The following is an 18631-nucleotide window of genomic DNA, read 5'->3' on the forward strand; positions in this document are numbered from 1 at the left end:
TATTGAGGCCTAGGCTTGCTGTCATGACCCCGCCCAGCTCTCGGCCCACCATGCGCGACGTCGCGGAACGCGCACGCGTGTCTCCCAAGACGGTCTCCAACGTGCTGACCGGGACCGCGCAGGTGCGCGAGCCGACCCGGCTTCGCGTGGAGCAGGCGATGCGTGAGCTGGACTTTGTGCCCAACCTCAGCGCCCGTGGGCTGCGCAACGGCCGGTCCGGAGTCATCGGGCTGGCGCAGCCGGACCTGCGGGCCGCCTTCTCGGCCAGCATGACCCACGCGGTGGTGGAGGCCGCCCACGCTCGCGGACTGGTGGTCCAGGTCGAAGAGACCGCCGCGGAGCCGGCGCGGGAACGCGACCTGGTGACCCGGGCCCGCACGCATCTGATCGACGGGATGATCCTGAATCCGGTGCGGCTGCAGGACAGCGTGGTCGAGCATCTGGACCACCTTCCGCCCATCGTGCTGATCGGCGAGGTGGAGCAGCACCGCACCGACCGGGTCTTCATCAACTCACGTTCCGCCGCCCGCGACGCGGTCCGCCATCTCTTGGCCCGCGGCGCCCGCCGCATCGTCGCCCTGGGCGGCGCGGAGCACGGGGCTGGTCTGGACAAGGCCACCCAGGGGCAGCGGCTGCGCGGATACCTCGCCGGCCTGGCCGAGGCGGAGCTTCCCGCGTCGCCTGAGCTGCAGGTGGAGGTCCCGGAGTGGACCATCGCCGGCGGTGCGGCGGGGATGCGAGAGATCCTGGAGCGGGGGGCGGAGTTCGACGCGGTCCTGGCCTTCACGGACTCGATCGCGCTGGGCGCCATGCATGAGCTGCGCAGCTGGGGGGCCCGGCTGCCCGAAGACGTGCTGGTCTGCGGCTTCGACGACGTCGAGCACGCGCGCTTCGCGGGCACCCCGCTGACCACGATCGCCTTCGACCACCAGGCCTACGCGAACGCGGCGCTGGACCTGCTGACCTCCCGGATGCGGGATCGTGGGCTGCCGCCCCGCGCGCAGGAGATCCCCTATGAGCTGCTGGCGCGCACCAGCACCCAGGGACCCCCCGCTGGCTTCTCAGGAAAAAACTCACCGATCTAGTGTGACACGGGCCACATCTGTGTAGGATGGGCGCAGTCTTTACATCGATGTAAAAGACAGCCGATCACGATTGCGGAGCTTGAGCCCGCGCACGTCCGGAGTGGTGAGTGATGACCGAACTACGCGTCAACCGTCGAAGCGTCCTGGCCGGGGGCCTCGCCGCGGCAGGCCTCGCAGCGCTCTCAGGCTGCTCCCCGGGCCAGAACGGCGCCGCGCGGACCCTGCAGTTCTGGCACCTGCTCAGCGGAGGCGACGGCATCGCCCTGCAGGGCCTGATCGACGGGGTGAACTCCGCCCACCCCGAGTTCCACGTCCGGCCCACGGTGCTCGCCTGGGGTGCGCCCTACTACACGAAGCTCTCTATGGCCGGCGCCGGAGGCCGCGCACCCGAGCTCGCGGTGATGCACTCCTCCCGCGTGCCCGGCTACGTCCCCGGCGGTCTGCTGGACCCCTGGGACTTGAACCGGTTCCGCGAGCTCGGCGTGGACGAGTCCACCTTCAGCGAACCGGTCTGGAACTCCTCGGTGGTCGACGGAGAGCTCTACAGCGTCGCCCTCGACGCGCATCCGTTCATCGCGCTCTACAACACCGACATCTGCGAACAGGCTGGGGTGTTGGACTCCGATGGTCAGCTGCTGCGCCCCAGCGATCCCGAGGAGTTCCGCGAGATGTGTCGCGAGATCGCCGGGGTCACCGGGACCCACGGCCTGTCCTACGGATTCATCGGCGACGGCCAGCAGATGTGGCGGCTGTTCTACACGCTCTACTGCCAGCACGGGGCCGAGATGACCTTCCCCCCGGGGGGCCAGGTGGAGATGGGCCCCGAGGCCTTCGCCGCGGTGCTGGAGTTCATGCACTCCCTGGCCGACGGCGAGATCGCCGCCCAGCGCGGCACCATCGATGTGGCGATCGCCGAGTTCGCCGCGCAGCGCTCGGGCATCCACTTCACCGGCGTCTGGGAGCTGCCCGCGATGCAGGACGCCGGAGTGCCGGTCGGGGCGACCATGATCCCACCGCTCTTCGGCGGGAACGCGGTCTACGCGGACTCGCACTCCTTCGTGCTCCCGCACCAGAGCGAACCCGACGAGCAGGCCCGCCACGACACCTACACCGTGGTCGCAGACCTGCTGAAGTCCTCGCTGACCTGGGCGGCAGCAGGCCATATTCCGGCCTACCTGCCGATCGTGGAGGACCCGGCGTACGCCGAGCTCACGCCGCAGGCGGAGTACGCCGAGGCCGCGGACTATCTGGTCTATGACCCGGTGGCCTGGTTCACCGGATCCGGATCCAACTTCGTCCAGCAGTTCGGCCAGATCGTCGGCGGTGCGGTGGTCTCGGGCAGCGGCTATGCCGAGGCCGCGGAAGGCTTCCGCAGCTATGTGAACACCATGCTCGCCCAGCCCAATCCCGCCGATCCCCAGGGAGAACGGTCATGACAGATGTGATGGCAGACCGCAGCGCGGTCGGACCCGATCCGGAGGTGACGCCGGGAGCGGCGTCTGGTCCGCGTCCCGCTCCGCCCACTCAACGACAGGCCAGGCGCCGCGGCCAGCTGGCCGCGTGGGCCTTCCTGGCCCCGTTCATGGTGGCCTTCGTGCTCTTCGTGATCTGGCCGCTGGTCCACGGGGTCTTCCTGTCGCTGACCGATCAGTCCCTGACCGGCTCCGGCGGCAGCTTCATCGGCCTGCAGAACTACTCCGAGGCGCTCTCCGACGCCGTGATGTGGCGCTCGATCGGCAACACGGTGTGGTTCACCGTGCTCACCACGGTGCCGCTGGTGCTCATCGCGCTGATCATGGCGCTGCTGGTGAACACCGGGCTGCCCGGCCAGTGGCTGTGGCGGCTCTCGTTCTTCATGCCGTTCCTGCTCGCCTCCACGGTGATCTCACAGATCTGGGTCTGGATCTTTAACCCCGAGATCGGCGCGGCGAACGAGATCCTCAGCGCCGTCGGCCTCGAACCGATCGCCTGGCTGCAGACCGCCAACGTCGACCTGATCTCGATCGCCATCGCGACCATCTGGTGGACCGTGGGCTTCAACTTCCTGCTCTACCTCGCGGCGCTGCAGAACATCCCGACGCTGCAGTATGAGGCCGCGGCGGTCGACGGGGCCGGTCCCTGGCGGCAGCTGTTCTCGATCACGCTGCCGCAGCTGGGGCCGGTCACCGGAGTGATCCTGATCCTGCAGATGCTGGCCTCGCTGAAGCTCTTCGACCAGGCCTATCAGATGATGAACGGCAATTCCTCGGAGAGCTCACGCCCGATCGTGCAGTACATCTTCGAGGCCGGCTTCGTGGGCTACCGCTTCGGCTACGCCTCGGCCATCTCCTACATCTTCTTCGTGCTCATCGTCTTAGTGGGCATCGCGCAGATGATCGTGCTCCGCCGCCGGAAGGAAGACTCATGAGCACCACGACCATGACCAAGATCGATGCCCCCGTAGCCGATGTCACCCAGGTGAGACGGACCAACCGGATGCCGGGGGAGAAGCCCTTCGGGCTGCTCCGGATCCTCGCGTTCGCCGCCCTGGTGCTCATGGCGCTGCTCTGGCTGCTCCCGGTCTTCTGGGCGCTGGTGACCTCCTTCAAGACCGAGACCGACGCCGCCTCCGGAGGCCTTGACCTCATCGGCCCCAGCGGCTTCACCACCCAGGCCTTCGAAGCGATCCTCTCCCAGGGCAACGTCTACATCTGGGCGCTCAACAGCCTCTGGACCTCCGCGGTGATCACTGCGATCACCGTGGCGATCTCCGCGCTGGCCGCCTACGCGTTCTCCCGGCTCCAGTTCAAGGGCAACCGCTGGCTCTTCCTGATGGTCATCGCCTCGATCATCGTGCCTTCCCAGGCCCTGATCATCCCGCTCTACTACCAGATGCTGACCTTCAACATGGTCGACACCTACTGGGGGCTGATCCTCCCGCAGGTCGTGATGGCGCCGATCGTGTTCATCCTGAAGAAGTTCTTCGACGCGGTGCCCGTGGAGCTCGAAGACGCGGCCCGGGTCGACGGTGCAGGCCGGCTGCGGGTGTTCTTCTCCGTGGTGCTCCCGCTCTCACGCCCGATCCTCGGCGCGGTCTCGATCTTCGTGTTCATCCAGGCCTGGAACAACTTCCTGTGGCCCTTCCTGATCATCAACGACACCACCCTGATGACGCTGCCGGTCGGGCTGCAGACCGTGCTCAGCGCCTACGGCGTGCAGTACTCCCAGGTCATGGCGCAGGCGGTGCTCGCCGCGCTGCCGCTGGTCATCGTGTTCCTGTTCTACCAGCGCCAGATCGTGAAGGGGGTGGCGACCACCGGCTTCGGCGGCCAGTGACCCGATCCGCCAGCCCGAGCAGTCCCGATCCAGCAGTCTCGACTTAACAGCCCTATCCAGCAGTCCAGACCCATCAGGCGCACCACGCAGCGCACCCCCCCCCGATCACAAGGAGCACCATGTCCCACGCCCGCATCATCGTCGACCGTGACTTCACCATCGCCGATGTCTCCCCGCGACTCTTCGGCTCCTTCGTGGAGCATATGGGCCGCTGCGTCTACACGGGGATCTACGAGCCCGGCCATCCGGAGGCCGATGACCAGGGATTCCGCAAGGATGTGATGGCCCTGGCCAAGGAGCTCGGCGCCACCGTCGTGCGCTACCCCGGCGGCAACTTCGTCTCGGGCTATAACTGGGAGGACGGGGTCGGTCCGCGCGAGGATCGGCCGGTGCGGATCGACGGCGCCTGGCACACCATCGAGACCAACGCCTTCGGCCTGCATGAGTTCGTCGAATGGGCCAAGCGCGCGGACATGGAGGTTATGGAGGCGATCAACCTGGGCACCCGTGGCGTGGACGAGGCCCGGGCGCTGGTGGAATACGCCAACCACCCCTCCGGCACCTACTGGTCGGATCTCCGCCGCGAACACGCCGCCGCCGCAGGTACCAGCGAGGAGCCCTTCGACATCAAGCTGTGGTGCCTGGGCAACGAGCTCGACGGCCCCTGGCAGATCGGGCACAAGACCGCCGAGGAATACGGCCGGCTCGCCCAGGAGGCCGCGAAGGCGATGAAGCTGGTGGACCCGGACATCGAGCTGGTCGCCGTGGGCTCCTCGGGCAAGCAGATGCCGACCTTCGGCACCTGGGAGCAGACCGTGCTCAGCCACACCTATGACGAGGTCGACTACATCTCGATGCACGCCTACTACCAGGAGCACGACGGCGACGCCGCCTCGTTCCTGGCCGAGGCGGTGAACATGGACGGCTTCATCGACGGGGTGGTCGCGACCATCGATGCGGTGAAGGCGGCCGGGAAGCACACGAAGCAGATCGACATCTCCTTCGACGAGTGGAACGTCTGGTACCAGCAGGGGGTCGACTCCGAGGATCAGCCGGAACAGGTGGCCAAGGAGTGGAAGTCTCATCCGCGATTGATCGAAGACAAGTACTCGGTCACGGACGCCGTCGTCGTGGCCACCTTGATGCACTCGCTGCTGCGCCACGGCGACCGGGTGCGGATCGCGAACCAGGCGCAGCTGGTCAACGTGATCGCTCCGATCCGGTCGGAGGAGAACGGGCCGGCCTGGCGGCAGACCATCTTCTGGCCCTTCGCGCGGATCGCCGAGCTGGCCACCGGCGAGATCCTGCGCCTGGTCGTGGACGCGGATCAGCAGCACACCGAGCGGCACGGCGACGTGGACATCATCGACGCCGCCGCTACCTACGACGCAGAGACCGGGGCGCTGAGCCTGTTCGTCGCGAACCGCGGGCTGGAAGAGGCCGCTGAGGTCTCCCTGGACCTGCGCGGGTTCACCGCCAGCGAGGTGCTGCGCGCGGAGGTGCTGACCATCCCCGAGGGAGGTGACCGGCATACCGCCAATGACCTCGAGAGCCAGGAGGCTGTCGGGCTGGTGCCGCTTCAGGGCGTCCGACTGAGTGAGTCGGGACAGGGCGAGTCGGGGCAGAGCGGTGCGGTCACCATGAGCCTGCCGGCACTCTCCTGGGCGGTGGTGCAGGTAAAGGTCGCCTGAGCTAGACGGAAGGCTTGGCGCAGGGGTGGGCGCACGGCCGGATCGGTGGCATCGTGTGAGACAAGCGCCGAACGCGGTGCGCCCATCACGTACCGTCCACAGTCGTGAAATTCCACAGTCGCCGAAGCGACCGGTCTAGGAGCACTCAATGGTTCAGCGTCAACTGCCCAAGCCGCGCGACATCGCGCCGCTGATGAAGTTCAAGAAGTTCGACTTCAATGCCTCCCGCCGTCGGCTCTCCGCGGCGCTGACCATCGAGGACCTGCACAAGATCGCCAAGCGGCGCACTCCGAAGGCCGCGTTCGACTACACCGACGGCGCCGCGGAGGGCGAGTTCTCGCTGACCCGGGCCCGGGAGGCGTTCCAGGACATCGAGTTCAACCCCTCGATCCTGCGCGACGTCTCTGAGGTCGACACCTCCTGCGAGATCTTCGGCGGACGCTCCGCGCTGCCCTTCGGGATCGCGCCCACCGGGTTCACCCGGCTGATGCAGACCGAAGGCGAGATCGCCGGAGCCACCGCGGCCGGGGCCGCCGGGATCCCGTTCACCCTCTCCACCCTGGGCACCACCAGCATCGAGGCGGTCCAGGAGGCCAACCCGCACGGGCGCAACTGGTTCCAGCTCTATGTGATGAAGGACCGCGAGATCTCCTATGACCTCACCGAGCGTGCCGGCAAGGCCGGGTTCGACACCTTGTTCTTCACCGTGGACACCCCGGTGGCCGGGGCCCGGCTGCGGGATAAGCGCAACGGGTTCTCGATCCCGCCGCAGCTGAGCCTGGGCACCGTTCTCAACGCGATCCCGCGACCGTGGTGGTGGTATGACTTCCTGACCACGCCGCCGCTGGAGTTTGCCTCGCTGACCTCTACCGGGGGCACGGTGGGGGAGATGCTGGATAAGGCGATGGATCCTTCGATCAGCTTCGAGGACCTGAAGATCATCCGTGCGCTGTTCCCCGGGAAACTGGTGGTCAAGGGGGTGCAGAACGTGGAGGACGCGAAGAAGCTCGCGAGCCTCGGGGTGGACGGGATCGTGCTCTCGAACCACGGGGGCCGTCAGCTGGACCGGGCCCCGGTGCCGTTCCATCTGCTGCCCGAGGTGGTCCGTGAGGTCGGAGACGACCTCGAGGTGACCATTGATACCGGGATCATGAACGGCGCTGACATTGTGGCCTCGATCGCGCTGGGCGCGAAGTTCACACTGATCGGGCGGGCTTATCTCTATGGGTTGATGGCCGGTGGTCGGGCCGGGGTGGATCGGACCATCGAGATCTTGGCCGATCAGGTGGAGCGCACGATGCTGCTGCTGGAGGTCCCGAATTTGGCGGAGCTTGAGCCCAAGCACGTGACCCAGCTCGAACGTCTGGTCCCGCGCGCCCGCTGACCCTGCCTTCCTGCGTGCTGGCCTTCTGGGTGCTGAGGGGTGAGGCTCAGCGCTTGGACGCGCGGTAGCCCGCGTTCCGGGCGCCCGCCGTGGTGGCGAAGCACTCTTCGGGCTTGGTCGCCTTGTAGTACGCCCCGCTGGGCACGTGGTAGATCCCGGAATTGGCGTTGCCCTTGACCGGGTAGCCCTTCGGGCAGTGGAAGGTCGAGGACGTGATCTTCACGCTGGTCGGCTTCTTCACCGGGGCCGGCGACTTCACCGCAGCGGTCGACGCCGAGGTGCGGGTCAGCGTGGTGTGTCCGGACCTCTTGCCGGTCACCTGTACCGAGATCCGCTTGCCCTGGTGAGCCGAGGAGATCTTGTAGGTCCGGCTGGTCGCGCCCTTGATCGCGGTGCCGTTGGCACGCCACTGATAGGAGAAGGACGTCGACGATGTCCACGTCCCGACGCTGGCCGAGAGGGCCTTCCCGGTGGTCGCCGAACCGCTGATCTTCGGAGTGGAGGAGCGCGCCACTTTCAGCGTGGCCGCAGAGGTCTTCGAGGCTGTGGTGTACCCGGAGCGCTTGCCGGTGACCTGCACGGTGATCCGTTTGCCCTGCTGCGCGGTGGTCGGAGTGAAGCTGCTGCGGGTGGCGCCGCTGATCGCTCTGCCCTCGGCGGACCAGCGGTAGCTCAGCGATGTCCCACTGGTCCAGGTGCCCGGCTTCGCGGTGAGCTTCGTGCCCACGGCGGCGGCGCCGGAGATCGTCGGCGTGGGGGCGCGCAGGGTCTTCAGCGCAGCGCGGCTCGTGGTGAGATCGACCCCGGCTGAGACTGAGGCTGAGGCTGCCGGCGCAGAGGCGCTGACCGCGGAATAGGTGAGCGGCGGCGTCGTCGGCTCTGGGGGTGGCGCGGAGGCGCCGATCAGAGTGGCGGCAAGAACGGTGGTGGTCAGGACCGTGGCGAGGGTCCGCCAATGCTGGGAGGTGCCCATGGCGTTGGTCTCCAGTGTGAGGCGTCCGCTGCGCGGGACGGGGCGGCACCAGGATCTGCTCCTGAACAGTGTGATCATATAGCGGAACATGCCGATGTCCACCGCCCTGCGGAACCCCACCCTTCCTGGGTGGTTGAGTCTTCCGGCAGGAACGTATCGACCAGAGAACCCAACCGCCCAGGAGGGGTGGGGCTGGGGCTGGGGCCGGTGTCGCAGGGCTTCACGACCCTGCCAGGCGCGGCGTTTCATGCGACCATGGAAAAGGTCTGTTTCTCCATACATCTCGAGAGTGAGGCGGGAGCACCGCATGGTGAATGCACCCCTGCACATCATCACCCTGGTCAAGTGGGTCCCCGATGCCCAGCTGGAGCGTCGCTACAACGCCGAGGGGCGCATCGACCGCGCTGAGGGCGTGCTCAGCGAACTCGATGAATACCCGCTGGAGGCCGCCCTGCAGCTGCGCGAGGCCGCGGCGGACCGTGAGGTGCGGGTGACCGCGCTGACCATGGGTCCCGCCGGGGCCAGCACCGCCGCGAAGAAGGCCCTGCAGATCGGCGCCGATGACGCCTATCAGCTCACCGATGAGGCCCTGATCGGGGCGGACATCTGGGCCAGCTCGGTGGCGCTGAAGGCCGCTGTGGAGACCGTGGCTGGAGCCGGAGAGTTCGACTCCGGCGAGCCCGAGTACCTGGTGCTCACCGGCATGGCTTCTGAAGAGGGCGAATCCGGCGCGATCCCCGCCCAGCTGGCCGAGCGCCTCGGCGCCCACGTGGTCACCTACGCCACCGGCCTGGAGCTGACGCCGGACCGTCTCGTGGTCACCCGCTCCGGCGGCACCGAGTCGCAGAAGGTCGCGGTGGCGATGCCCGCCGTCGTCTCGGTCACCGATCAGGCCAACGACCCGCGCTACCCCAACTTCAAGGCCATCATGGCTGCGAAGAAGAAGCCGCTCACCCGGCTCAGTCTCGCCGATATCGGGCTGCGCGCCGAAGAGGTCACCGCGAGGGTCCGGGTGCTGAGCACCACCGCGCGTCCGCCGCGCACCGCCGGAGAGATCATCACCGATGAAGGGGACGCCGGTCTGAAGGTCGTCGAATTCCTCGCGAAGGAGCGTCTGCTGTGAGCAATGTCCTGGTCTTCTTCGATGTGCTCGGCGATGCGCTGAGCCCGACCCAGCGCGAGCTGATCGCGCAGGCCCAGTCGCTGGGCGAGGTCCATGTCGCCGTCGGCGCCTACCAGGGCGACCCCACCCCGGCGCTGGCCATCGCCGGCCTCGGTGAGGTCTACCTCGCCGAGACCAGCCTGCCCGCCCCTGAGGTCGCCGTGGTGGACCTGCTCGAGACCGCCGTCGCGGAATGCGAGGCCGAGGTCATCCTGGGCTCCTCCACCGCGGACATCACCGACGCCCTGGCCCGGCTCGCCGTGCGCCTGGACACCGGGATCATCTGCGGTGTCGCGGCGCTCAACGGTGAACTCATCGCCACGAAGTCGGAGCTGGCCGGCTCCTATACGACGACCTCGCAGCTGATCCCGGGCCCGGGTCGGCCGCTTGTCGCGACCTTCAAGCCGAACAGCCTCGACCCGCAGCGGGTCGACGCCCTCCTGCACGCCGGAGACCAGCCCGACGGCACCGTGCTGCCGGTGCGCCCCTCCGAGGGGGGCGTCGAGATCCTCGAGCGCACCGCCCTGAAGGTCTCCGCCCGTCCAGCCCTGGCGGAGGCGCGCGTGGTCGTCGCCGGCGGTCGCGGCGTCGAAGGGGACTTCACCCCGCTGGAGGACCTCGCCGATGAGCTCGGCGCCGGACTGGGCGCCTCCCGGGCGGCCACCGACGCCGGCTGGATCGAACACGCCGCTCAGGTGGGCCAGACCGGGGTCACCGTCTCCCCGCAGCTCTACATTTCCGCCGGGATCTCCGGCGCGATCCAGCAGCGCGCGGGCATGCAGACCGCCGGCACCATCGTGGCGATCAACAAGGACGAGGACGCTCCGGTCTTCGAGATCGCCGACTTCGGCGTGGTGGGGGACCTGCACGAGGTCATTCCGCAGATGATCGAGGAGCTGCGCCGCCGCAAGGGGTGACCCTGCGCATCGCCACCACCCCGCTCATCACGCCGACCATTCTCGGAGGAGACACATGCCTCACCCCACGGCCCGCTTCGCGCTGGGTCCCGCCCTGCTCTTCTGCCCGGCCAGCCGGCCGGAGCTCTTCGCCAAGGCTGCCGGTGCCGCAGACGCGGTGATCATCGACCTTGAGGACGCGGTGATCTCCGGAGAGAAAGACATCGCCCGGAACAATATGGTCCAGGCGCTGAACTGGGGAGACGGGTCCATGGACCCGAGGCGGACCCTGGTGCGGGTCAACGCTCCGGCCTCGGGCGAGCTGGAGGCGGACCTGCGCGCGCTTTCGGGCACCGAGATCAGCTATGTCGTCATCGCCAAGGCCGAACAGACCGAGCTCCTGGACCAGGTGGCCGCCGCGCTGCCCGGCGTCGGGCTGATCCCGCAGATCGAGACCCCGGTGGGGGTGCTCAACGACCTGGCCCTGGCGCAGCACCCGGCCACTGTGGCGCTGCTCTGGGGGACCGAAGATCTCATCGCCGGCATCGGCGGCACCACCTCGCGCAACAACGACGGCTCGCAGCGCGAGATCATCCGGTTCACCCGCAATCGACTGCTGCTCACCGCCGGCGCCGTGGGCGTGCCGATCATCGACGCAGTCTTCACCCGGGTCCCTGACCTGCAGCGACTGGCGGTGGAGACCGAGGACGCCTGCGCCTCCGGGTTCATCGGCAAGGCCTGCATCCACCCCAAACAGATCGCCCCGATTCGGCAGGCCTACACGCCCACCGCCAGCGACCTGGAATGGGCCAAGGGCGTCATCGCCGCCTTCGAGAACACCGCCGGGCTGACACCCGGCGCCGGACATCGTGCAGACCCGGACCTGGCCGGCGCGTTCAGCTTCCGCGGTGAGATGATCGACATGCCGGTGATCACCCAGGTCCAGCGCATCCTCACCCGCTTCGAGTCCATCGGCAAGGTCGTCTGAGCCGCACCCCACGCGACTCAGCGCCGCCCCGCTCGCTCACCTGCGCCCCAGCGCACGCTTCCCGCACCGCCCGAAAGGTGACCCACCCACGATGTATACCGGTTTCTACGAGGAGATCCACGAGGAGTTCCGCGAGGTGGTGCGCGAGTTCGTCGCCCGCGAGGTCACCCCGCACTACCAGGCGTGGGAGTCTGCGCACATGATGGACCGCTCGCTATGGCTTGCCGCGGCGGAGAACGGGCTGCTCGGCCTCGCCGTGGACGAGGAGCATGGCGGCATGGGGCTGGGGGACTACCGGTTCCGGATGATCCTCGACGAGGAGCTGGCCCGCGCCGACGCGCTCGCGGTCTCCCTGGCCCTCCACCTCCACGACGACTGGGTGCTCCCCGCGCTGCTGAAGTTCGGCTCTGCCGAGCAGCAGGCGGCCTGGCTGCCCCGCTTCATGGACGGCTCCTTCGTCTCCTCGGTGGCGTTCACCGAGCCCGGCGCCGGCTCCGACCTGCGCGCGGTGCGCACCAAGGCGGTCAAGAACGACGACGGCGGCTGGACCCTCGATGGGCAGAAGACCTTCATCGGCAATGGCATCTCCGGCGACGGCGCCCTGGTGCTGGCCCGGACCGACGGCTCCGACGTGCGCCAGCGCGGCTCCGAGAGCTCCTTCAGCCTGTTCCTGGTCGAGAAGCGGGACAACCCCGGCTATCAGCCTGGCCGCCAGCTGGAGAAGATGGGCCTCAAGGCCTCCGACACCGCCGAGCTGTTCTTCGCCGGGGTGCAGATCCCTCATGCGAACCTGATCGGGGAGCAGGGCCGCGGCCTGGACTACGCCAAGGCGATCCTGCCGCAGGGCCGGCTCGGGATCGCCACCTCTGCCGCGGCGATCACCGCCGAGGTGCTGCGCCAGACGCTGAGCTACGTGGCGCAGCGGCAGACCTTCGGGCAAGCGGTGAGCGAATATCAGAACACCCGGTTCCAGCTCGCTGAGCTGCAGGTGGGGCTGGAGGCCACGCAGCGCTATGTCGCGGCCACCGTGGACGCCTTCAACGCCGGGGAGCTGGACCTGGTGACCGCGTCGAAGGCGAAGCTCTTCGCCAGCGAACGAGCGAAGGCCTCGGTGGACGCCTGCCTGCAGCTTCACGGCGGCTACGGCTACATCCTGGACTACCCGGTGGCCCAGGCCTACCTCGCGGTGCGCCTGCTCACGATCTTCGGCGGCACCAGCGAGATCCTCAAGGAGACCATCGCCGCGGAGCTGGGCTGATCAGCCCAGCACCCGGGTCATGAACACGCTGTTCGGATCTGGGGTGTAGCGCCCGAACGGCGGGCACTGGGTGAACCCATGCCGCGCATAGAGCCTGCGCGCCGCGGCGAAGTAGTCCTCCACCCCGGTCTCCAGACTCAGCCTGGTGTAGCCGCGAGCACTCGCCACCGCCAGCAGATGGGTCAGCATCCTGGCCGCCACACCCTGCCCGCGCGCGGCGGCCGCGGTGCGCATGGTCTTGATCTCTCCGTGCTCAGGGTCCAGCTCCTTGAGAGCCGCGCATCCGGCCAACACCTCGGCGGGCTCGAACCATGCGCTCCAGAACGTCATCCCGGGCCCGGCCAGCGCGTCGAGGTCCAGGGCGTGGATGCTCTCCGGCGGAGAGGTGGCGTGCATGTCCTGCAGATGTTCGACGATGAGTGCCCGCACGGCCGGATGATCCAGGGTCCCCTCGGTGATGCGCATGCTCGATATTCTGCCACCGGCGACGGCACGGACTAGTCTGACCTTCGTTCCCTGCGCTGGTCAGCGTCTGGGGCCTGGAGCAGCAGGAGAACGGAACACCATGAGCACAGCAGCACCCACGGCTACGCAGCGACGCCGGGGCTCCACTCTGATCTACCTCTTCGGCGCCCTGGGCGGGCTGAACTGGGGTTATGACACCGGAGTGATCTCCGCGGCGCTGGTGTACCTGCGCCGGGACTTCGAGCTGAGCAGCTGGGCCGAAGGTGGGATCGTGACCGGCCTGATGGTCGGCGCCGCCATCGGGGCCTGCCTGGGCGGCGGGCTCTCCGACCGCTATGGCCGGCGGGCCGTGCTGCTGATCACCGCCGCGCTGTTCCTGATCGCTCCGCTGGGGATGGCCTTCGCGCCCAACGCCGAGGTGCTCTTCGCCGCCCGGCTGGTGGTCGGGCTCGGCACCGGCCTGGCCGCCGTCGTGCTGCCGGTGTATCTCTCCGAGATCGCTCCGGCGCGGATCCGCGGCCGGGTCACCGCCTCCTATGTGCTGGCGATCGTGATCGGGCAGTTCCTCGGGTTCGTGGTCGGGGTGGCCTTCGCCCCGGTGGAGTCCTGGCGCTGGATGCTGGGCCTCTCGGTGATCCCCTCGGTGCTCTTCGCGCTGGGGCTCACCGTGGTGCGCGAGACCCCGCGCTGGCTGGTCCACCGCGGCCGGGAGGTCGAGGCCGAGGCGATGCTGCTGCGCGACCGGACCCCCGAGGAGGCCCGCCGGGAACTCGGCGAGATCCACGAGGTCCACGAGGCGGAACAGCGCGAGGGCGTCACCGGTCTGCGTGCGCTGCGCAGGCCCTGGGTGCTCTCGATCCTCGGGGTGGGCTTCGGGCTCGGGGTCTATCAACAGGTCATGGGCATCAATGCGGTGCTCTACTACGCGCCCACCACCTTGCAGAACGTCGGCTTCTCCGACGAGGGCGCGATCGGCTCCAACCTGATCATCGGCGCGCTGAACATCGCCGCGGTCTGGATCGCCATCTGCTACACCGACCGCTGGGGACGCCGCCCGATGCTGCTGATCGGCGCCCTGGGCACCTCGCTGGCGCTCGCGGTGCTCGCCGTGGTGAACCTGGTCATGCCGGCCCCCGAGGGGCTCGGCGGACTGGGCATCGCCACGCTGGCCTGCCTGGCCGTGTTCATCTTCATGTTCCAGGTCAGCTGGGGGGCCCTGGTCTGGGTGGTGCTCGGAGAGATCTTCCCGCTGGGCGTGCGGGCCGCCGCCATGGGTGTTGTCACCACGGCACACTGGCTGGCCAACGGCCTGGTCTCGCTGCTGTTCCCGACCGCGCTCGCCGCCTTCGGCGTGGGCTGGATCTTCGCCGGGTTCTCCCTGATCTGCTTCACCGCCTTCCTCTTCACCTTCAAGAAGGTCCCGGAGACCAAGGAGCGCACGCTGGAACAGATCGAGACCGCGTTCCGCCGAGCCGGCTGAACCCCCCGGAAGGTCGACGCTGACCAGCACCGACGCATGGAACCAGCGGTGCTTCAAACCGTCGAACCCTTGACAGTCAATGTGGCTTCCACCACATAATGGCCCTCGGACAGCTGTCCGAATCTTGCGGCGCCCTTGCAGCGTCGGCAGTCCCGACTCCGCCGCGAGAGGAGAGGTCCCTATGACCATGAGCTTCAGCCACCAGACCTTGGGTCAGCGGGTCTGCTTCGGCGCCGGAAACCTGACCACCGATGTGCGCAGCGAGACGAAGCGTCTCGGCGCCCAGCAGATCCTGCTGATCGCCTCCGGCAGCGCGCAGCGCGCCGCCGATGAACTCCATGCCACGCTGCGCATCGCCCACCGGCTCGACGGCGCCCGGCAACACGTCCCGGTGGAGGAGGTCGAGCTGGCCTGTGATGCCGCGACCCAGGCCCAGGCGGATCTGATCCTGTGCGTGGGCGGGGGCTCCGCCATCGGGCTCGGCAAGGCGGTCGCCCTGAAGACCCGTGCCCCGATCCTCGCGGTGCCCACCACCTACGCGGGCTCGGAGGCGACCAATATCTGGGGTGTCACCGAGGCCGGCGCCAAGGCCACCGGAGCCGACGACGTGGTCCTGCCGAGAACCGTGGTCTACGACGCGGAGCTGGTGCGTGACCTCCCGGCCGAACTGGCCAGCGCCTCCGGGATGAATGCGCTGGCCCACTGCATCGACTCCTTCTGGGCCCCTCACGCGGATCCGCTGAACCGCCTGGGGGCGGAGGAAGCCATCCGGGCCCTGCGCCGGGGGATGGCGCCGCCCGCCGAGGGACCGAGCCGCAGCCTCGAGGCGAGCCAGCAGCTGCAGTACGGCGCCTATCTCGCCGCCACTGCCTTCGCCTCAGCGGGCTCCGGGCTGCACCACAAGATCTGCCATGTGCTGGGCGGATCCTTCGGCCTGCCGCACGCCCAGACCCACGCCGTGATGCTGCCCCATGTGCTCGCCTTCAATCTGGGATCAGCCCCGGAGGCGGGGAAGCGCATCGCGGCGGCGCTGGGAGCCGCAGACCCGCTCGAGGGGCTCAGCGGGCTGCGCGCCCAGATCGGAGCTCCGCGCGCGCTGCGCGACCACGGGCTCAAGGAGGCGGACCTCGAGCGCGCCGCGGAGCTGATCCTCGGCGTCGTCCCGGCCAGCAACCCGCGCGAGATGGCCCTCGAGGACGCCGCCCAGCTGATCCGCGCCGCATGGGCCGGCGATGACCCCGCCACAGATGCTTTCAGTCACAGATCGCAGCAGTCACTTCCATAGAAGGGCACCACCATGACGTATCTGCTCGGCTCCCACCACGTGACGCTCTCCGTGGGCAAGGCCCAGGAGGACGTGGACTTCCACACCAAGGTCCTGGGCATGCGGTTCATCAAGAAGACCGTGCTCTACGACGGCTCCATCCCGATCTATCACCTCTACTATTCCAACGCCCACGGTGACCCCTCCGCCGTGGTCACCACCTTCCCCTGGGCGCAGCAGGGCCGCTTCGGCACCCGGGGCACCAACCAGGCCCGCGAGGTGATGCTCGCGGTGCCTGCCGGCTCACTGGACTTCTGGGCGCAGCGACTGGGCTCGATGCAGATCGAGCATCAACAGTCCGAGCTCTTCGGTGAACGGCGCCTGGCGTTCAACCATCCCTGCGGACTCGAATACGTGCTGGTGGGAGTGCACGGCGACGCCCGGGTGGGACACCCCGGTCATGGGGTGCCGCCGGAGCACGCGGTGCATGGGATCTACGGGATGGGCATCCATGTCTACGACCAGGACCGGATGGTCGACTTCGCCAAGGATGTGTTCTTCCTCGGCGGGGAGATCGCCGAGGCCGGTGACGTGGCCCGGTTCAAGGTCGGTTCCGATGAGTTCGGCAACTGGGTGGAGCTGCGCGGCAACCGCACCGACGACCAGGGCACCTGGCGCTTCGCCGCGGGCACCTACCACCACTTCGCCTGGAACTTCGACACCCTGGAGAACCAGGAGGCCTCCAAGTTCGAGATCGAGGGCGCCGGCTACACCGACATCTCCGAGCTGAAGGACCGCACCTACTTCAAGTCCCACTATGTGCGCACCCCCGGCGGGGCGCTGTTCGAGCTCGCGGTGACCCACGCCGACGGCGGCTGGGACTGCGACGAGTCCCCCGAGGAGCTCGGCCAGAAGTTCATGCTGCCCCCGCAGTTCGAGCACGAGCGCGAGCACATCATGTCCCAGCTCGAGCCGCTGCGCGTGGAGGACTGATCCGCCGTGCCCAGCCATGACCAGCTTGCTCTCGTGCACCACGGCGTCGCCGCCGAGGACGCCCGAATCGTGGTGTACGGGGTCCACGGTCGCACCCAGAGCCCACAGTTCTTCATCGACCTCGCCGCACGCCTGGAGCTGGAAGGGGTCTGCTGGTGGCTGCCCACCGCGGCGGATCACTCCTGGTATCCGGGGAAGTTCATGGAGCCGCTCGAGTCCAACCAGCCGCAGCTGGACCAGGCGCTGGGGGTGATCCAGGATCAGCTCTCGCATCTGCTCCAGACGCGCGACGCCGGAGGGGCCCCGGTGATCGTCTTCGGCTTCTCCCAGGGTGCGTGCCTGTTGGCCGAACATCTGCTGGTCTCACAACCGCGGGTCGACGGCGCCCTGCTGCACACCGGCGGCTATCTGGGGCCCCGGGCGCGCAGCTTCGCCGCGGCGCCCGACCCTGGCCTGAGCGGACTCGCGGTGGAGCTGTTCAGCGCCGACGAGGATCCCTGGGTGCCGCTGCACCGGGTCAAGGACACCGCCGCGGCGTTCGAGGGTCTGGCCGGGGTGACCACGCTGAGCGTCTACCGCGACGAAGAGCACCACATCACCGAGGACGGCGCCGCCCGGATCCGCGAGTACCTCAACCGGCACGCCCGGGCCTGAGCCGGCCGGTGCCTGGTGCGTCCGCGGGCTCAGCGCAGCTCGTTCGCCAACCGCTGGATCGCCGCCGGGCCCACCAGGTCCCCGGTGAGCAGCGGCAGCCTGTCCACCGGCACCCCGGGCATCAGCTCGGACAGCGAATCGAGGTGTCGCTGCTCCTGGGCTCGGCGCTGCGCCAGGTACTCCCCGGCATCGGTGGGGGAGAGCCGATTGACCACCAGCCCGCCGACCTCCACGCCGGCCTCGCGCAGCTGGGCGCAGAGCGCCACCGATTCCAGGACCGGCAGCCGCTCGGGGGTCAGGACGATCACGAAGCTGCAGGTCTTCGGGTCCGAGAGGACTTCGCGCATCATCTCGAACCGTGCCTTCCGCCGGGTCAGCACCTGACGGATCCGCTGGTCGCGATTGCTCGGAGAGGTCTTGGCGGGGTCGTCCTCGCCGTCGAGGACCCGCACTGCGGCACCGAAGCGCTCGGCCTTGCTGCGTCGGGTCAGCAGCCCCGACATCCAGGTGGACATGATCTCCGGCAGCGCCATCAGCCGGGCGGTGTGCCCGGAAGGAGCGGTGTCGAACACGATCAGGTCGTGGGAGTCCAGGCCGTATTCGATCAGCACCGCGATCCGTTCCAGGATGGCTGACTCATGGGTGCCCGGTGACTGGGCGGAGAGCTTCAGGTGCGCGGCGACCTGGGGGTGGAGGTGCTCGGGCATGAAGTCCCGCAGGTTGGCTCCGACCTCGGCGAGATGTTCATCGATGGTGCGCTGCGGGTCGATCTCGATCCCGCGCAGCACTCCACCGGAGTCCTCGCTGCGGTAGAGCTCCACCGGGTCATCGCCCACGGTCTGGTCCCACAGGTGGCCCAGGTTGTGCGCGGGGTCGGTGGAGACCAGCAGCACCCGTCGGCCGGCGGCCGCCTGGTGCAGCGCCACGGCCGAGGCGGTGGCCGTCTTGCCCACCCCGCCCTTGCCGCCGAGGAACAGCACCCGGCGTCGTTCAATCAGGTCCAGCAGCATCGGTACCGAGTCC

17 protein-coding genes are annotated in these 18631 nt (G+C 68.5%); 14 read left to right on the forward strand and 3 right to left on the reverse strand.

Annotation, left to right across the window (positions count from 1 at the left end; translation table 11 throughout):
- The first annotated feature begins 23 nt into the window (after window positions 1-23).
- The 6 genes from EV640_RS03510 to EV640_RS03535 all read left to right on the forward strand — a co-directional run bounded on the left by EV640_RS03510 (window position 24) and on the right by EV640_RS03535 (window position 7475).
- Window positions 24-1085, forward strand: a complete 1062-nt coding sequence (locus EV640_RS03510) for a LacI family DNA-binding transcriptional regulator (protein ID WP_036475791.1) — start codon at window positions 24-26, stop codon at window positions 1083-1085.
- A 110-nt stretch (window positions 1086-1195) separates the two neighbouring features.
- Window positions 1196-2521: an extracellular solute-binding protein gene (locus tag EV640_RS03515; protein ID WP_133725830.1), complete on the forward strand. Its 1326-nt coding sequence runs from the start codon at window positions 1196-1198 to the stop codon at window positions 2519-2521.
- Complete coding sequence (locus EV640_RS03520; RefSeq protein WP_235181048.1) at window positions 2518-3492, forward strand: carbohydrate ABC transporter permease; 975 nt, start codon at window positions 2518-2520, stop codon at window positions 3490-3492. Before EV640_RS03515 ends, EV640_RS03520 begins: the two co-directional genes overlap by 4 nt.
- A complete protein-coding gene (locus EV640_RS03525; RefSeq protein WP_036475794.1) occupies window positions 3489-4400 on the forward strand; it encodes a carbohydrate ABC transporter permease in 912 nt (303 codons plus the stop codon). The genes EV640_RS03520 and EV640_RS03525 overlap by 4 nt, the downstream gene beginning before the upstream one ends.
- 119 nt (window positions 4401-4519) lie before the next feature.
- Complete coding sequence (gene arfA, locus EV640_RS03530) at window positions 4520-6091, forward strand: arabinosylfuranosidase ArfA (protein ID WP_036475797.1); 1572 nt, start codon at window positions 4520-4522, stop codon at window positions 6089-6091.
- Window positions 6092-6239: 148 nt separating this feature from the next.
- Entirely contained in the window at window positions 6240-7475 is a 1236-nt protein-coding gene (locus EV640_RS03535) for an alpha-hydroxy acid oxidase (protein ID WP_036475798.1), read from the forward strand.
- A gap of 46 nt (window positions 7476-7521) precedes the next feature.
- Here EV640_RS03535 and EV640_RS03540 read toward each other — a convergent pair whose 3' ends face one another.
- Window positions 7522-8568: a sunset domain-containing protein gene (locus tag EV640_RS03540; protein ID WP_133725831.1), complete on the reverse strand. Its 1047-nt coding sequence runs from the start codon at window positions 8566-8568 to the stop codon at window positions 7522-7524.
- A gap of 187 nt (window positions 8569-8755) precedes the next feature.
- On the opposite strand from EV640_RS03540, the gene EV640_RS03545 reads away from it, so the two are divergent.
- From EV640_RS03545 to EV640_RS03560, 4 genes are all read left to right on the forward strand, one after another.
- Window positions 8756-9571, forward strand: a complete 816-nt coding sequence (locus tag EV640_RS03545) for an electron transfer flavoprotein subunit beta/FixA family protein (protein ID WP_235181049.1) — start codon at window positions 8756-8758, stop codon at window positions 9569-9571.
- On the forward strand, window positions 9568-10527 hold the full coding sequence (locus EV640_RS03550; protein WP_133725832.1) for an electron transfer flavoprotein subunit alpha/FixB family protein: 960 nt from the start codon (window positions 9568-9570) through the stop codon (window positions 10525-10527). Before EV640_RS03545 ends, EV640_RS03550 begins: the two co-directional genes overlap by 4 nt.
- Before the next feature lie 55 nt (window positions 10528-10582).
- Complete coding sequence (locus tag EV640_RS03555) at window positions 10583-11494, forward strand: HpcH/HpaI aldolase/citrate lyase family protein (protein WP_036475804.1); 912 nt, start codon at window positions 10583-10585, stop codon at window positions 11492-11494.
- Between the two features lie 91 nt (window positions 11495-11585).
- Complete coding sequence (locus EV640_RS03560; RefSeq protein WP_133725833.1) at window positions 11586-12752, forward strand: acyl-CoA dehydrogenase family protein; 1167 nt, start codon at window positions 11586-11588, stop codon at window positions 12750-12752.
- Here the strand turns inward: EV640_RS03560 and EV640_RS03565 are convergent, their stop codons facing one another.
- Window positions 12753-13217 (reverse strand): GNAT family N-acetyltransferase, encoded by a 465-nt coding sequence (locus EV640_RS03565; protein WP_036475806.1) that lies wholly within the window; start codon window positions 13215-13217, stop codon window positions 12753-12755.
- A 100-nt stretch (window positions 13218-13317) separates the two neighbouring features.
- Here EV640_RS03565 and EV640_RS03570 point away from each other — a divergent pair, with 100 nt between their 5' ends.
- The 4 genes from EV640_RS03570 to EV640_RS03585 all read left to right on the forward strand — a co-directional run bounded on the left by EV640_RS03570 (window position 13318) and on the right by EV640_RS03585 (window position 17608).
- Window positions 13318-14697, forward strand: coding sequence for a sugar porter family MFS transporter (locus EV640_RS03570; RefSeq protein WP_036475808.1), 1380 nt, complete (start codon window positions 13318-13320; stop codon window positions 14695-14697).
- Window positions 14698-14878: 181 nt separating this feature from the next.
- Entirely contained in the window at window positions 14879-15982 is a 1104-nt protein-coding gene (locus EV640_RS03575; protein ID WP_036475809.1) for a maleylacetate reductase, read from the forward strand.
- Window positions 15983-15994: 12 nt separating this feature from the next.
- Window positions 15995-16954 carry a VOC family protein gene (locus EV640_RS03580; protein WP_036475810.1) on the forward strand — a complete coding sequence of 320 codons (960 nt, stop codon included), beginning with the start codon at window positions 15995-15997 and terminating at the stop codon, window positions 16952-16954.
- Window positions 16955-16960: 6 nt separating this feature from the next.
- On the forward strand, window positions 16961-17608 hold the full coding sequence (locus EV640_RS03585; RefSeq protein ID WP_051501220.1) for an alpha/beta hydrolase: 648 nt from the start codon (window positions 16961-16963) through the stop codon (window positions 17606-17608).
- 29 nt (window positions 17609-17637) lie between these two features.
- Here the strand turns inward: EV640_RS03585 and EV640_RS03590 are convergent, their stop codons facing one another.
- On the reverse strand, window positions 17638-18618 hold the full coding sequence (locus EV640_RS03590; protein ID WP_036475811.1) for an ArsA family ATPase: 981 nt from the start codon (window positions 18616-18618) through the stop codon (window positions 17638-17640).
- Window positions 18619-18631: the final 13 nt, after the last annotated feature.

The sequence above is a fragment of the Nesterenkonia aurantiaca genome, assembly GCF_004364585.1.
Taxonomy (GTDB): Bacteria; Actinomycetota; Actinomycetes; order Actinomycetales; family Micrococcaceae; genus Nesterenkonia; species Nesterenkonia aurantiaca.

What these genes read in the sequence shown, in the direction of transcription:
- EV640_RS03510 (WP_036475791.1), top strand. Translation starts at nt 24, where the DNA reads ATGACCCCGCCCAGCTCTCGGCCCACCATGCGCGACGTCGCGGAACGC.
- EV640_RS03515 (WP_133725830.1), top strand. Translation starts at nt 1,196, where the DNA reads ATGACCGAACTACGCGTCAACCGTCGAAGCGTCCTGGCCGGGGGCCTC.
- EV640_RS03520 (WP_235181048.1), top strand. Translation starts at nt 2,518, where the DNA reads ATGACAGATGTGATGGCAGACCGCAGCGCGGTCGGACCCGATCCGGAG.
- EV640_RS03525 (WP_036475794.1), top strand. Translation starts at nt 3,489, where the DNA reads ATGAGCACCACGACCATGACCAAGATCGATGCCCCCGTAGCCGATGTC.
- arfA (WP_036475797.1), top strand. Translation starts at nt 4,520, where the DNA reads ATGTCCCACGCCCGCATCATCGTCGACCGTGACTTCACCATCGCCGAT.
- EV640_RS03535 (WP_036475798.1), top strand. Translation starts at nt 6,240, where the DNA reads ATGGTTCAGCGTCAACTGCCCAAGCCGCGCGACATCGCGCCGCTGATG.
- EV640_RS03545 (WP_235181049.1), top strand. Translation starts at nt 8,756, where the DNA reads ATGGTGAATGCACCCCTGCACATCATCACCCTGGTCAAGTGGGTCCCC.
- EV640_RS03555 (WP_036475804.1), top strand. Translation starts at nt 10,583, where the DNA reads ATGCCTCACCCCACGGCCCGCTTCGCGCTGGGTCCCGCCCTGCTCTTC.
- EV640_RS03560 (WP_133725833.1), top strand. Translation starts at nt 11,586, where the DNA reads ATGTATACCGGTTTCTACGAGGAGATCCACGAGGAGTTCCGCGAGGTG.
- EV640_RS03565 (WP_036475806.1), bottom strand. Translation starts at nt 13,217, where the DNA reads ATGCGCATCACCGAGGGGACCCTGGATCATCCGGCCGTGCGGGCACTC.
- EV640_RS03570 (WP_036475808.1), top strand. Translation starts at nt 13,318, where the DNA reads ATGAGCACAGCAGCACCCACGGCTACGCAGCGACGCCGGGGCTCCACT.
- EV640_RS03575 (WP_036475809.1), top strand. Translation starts at nt 14,879, where the DNA reads ATGACCATGAGCTTCAGCCACCAGACCTTGGGTCAGCGGGTCTGCTTC.
- EV640_RS03580 (WP_036475810.1), top strand. Translation starts at nt 15,995, where the DNA reads ATGACGTATCTGCTCGGCTCCCACCACGTGACGCTCTCCGTGGGCAAG.
- EV640_RS03590 (WP_036475811.1), bottom strand. Translation starts at nt 18,618, where the DNA reads ATGCTGCTGGACCTGATTGAACGACGCCGGGTGCTGTTCCTCGGCGGC.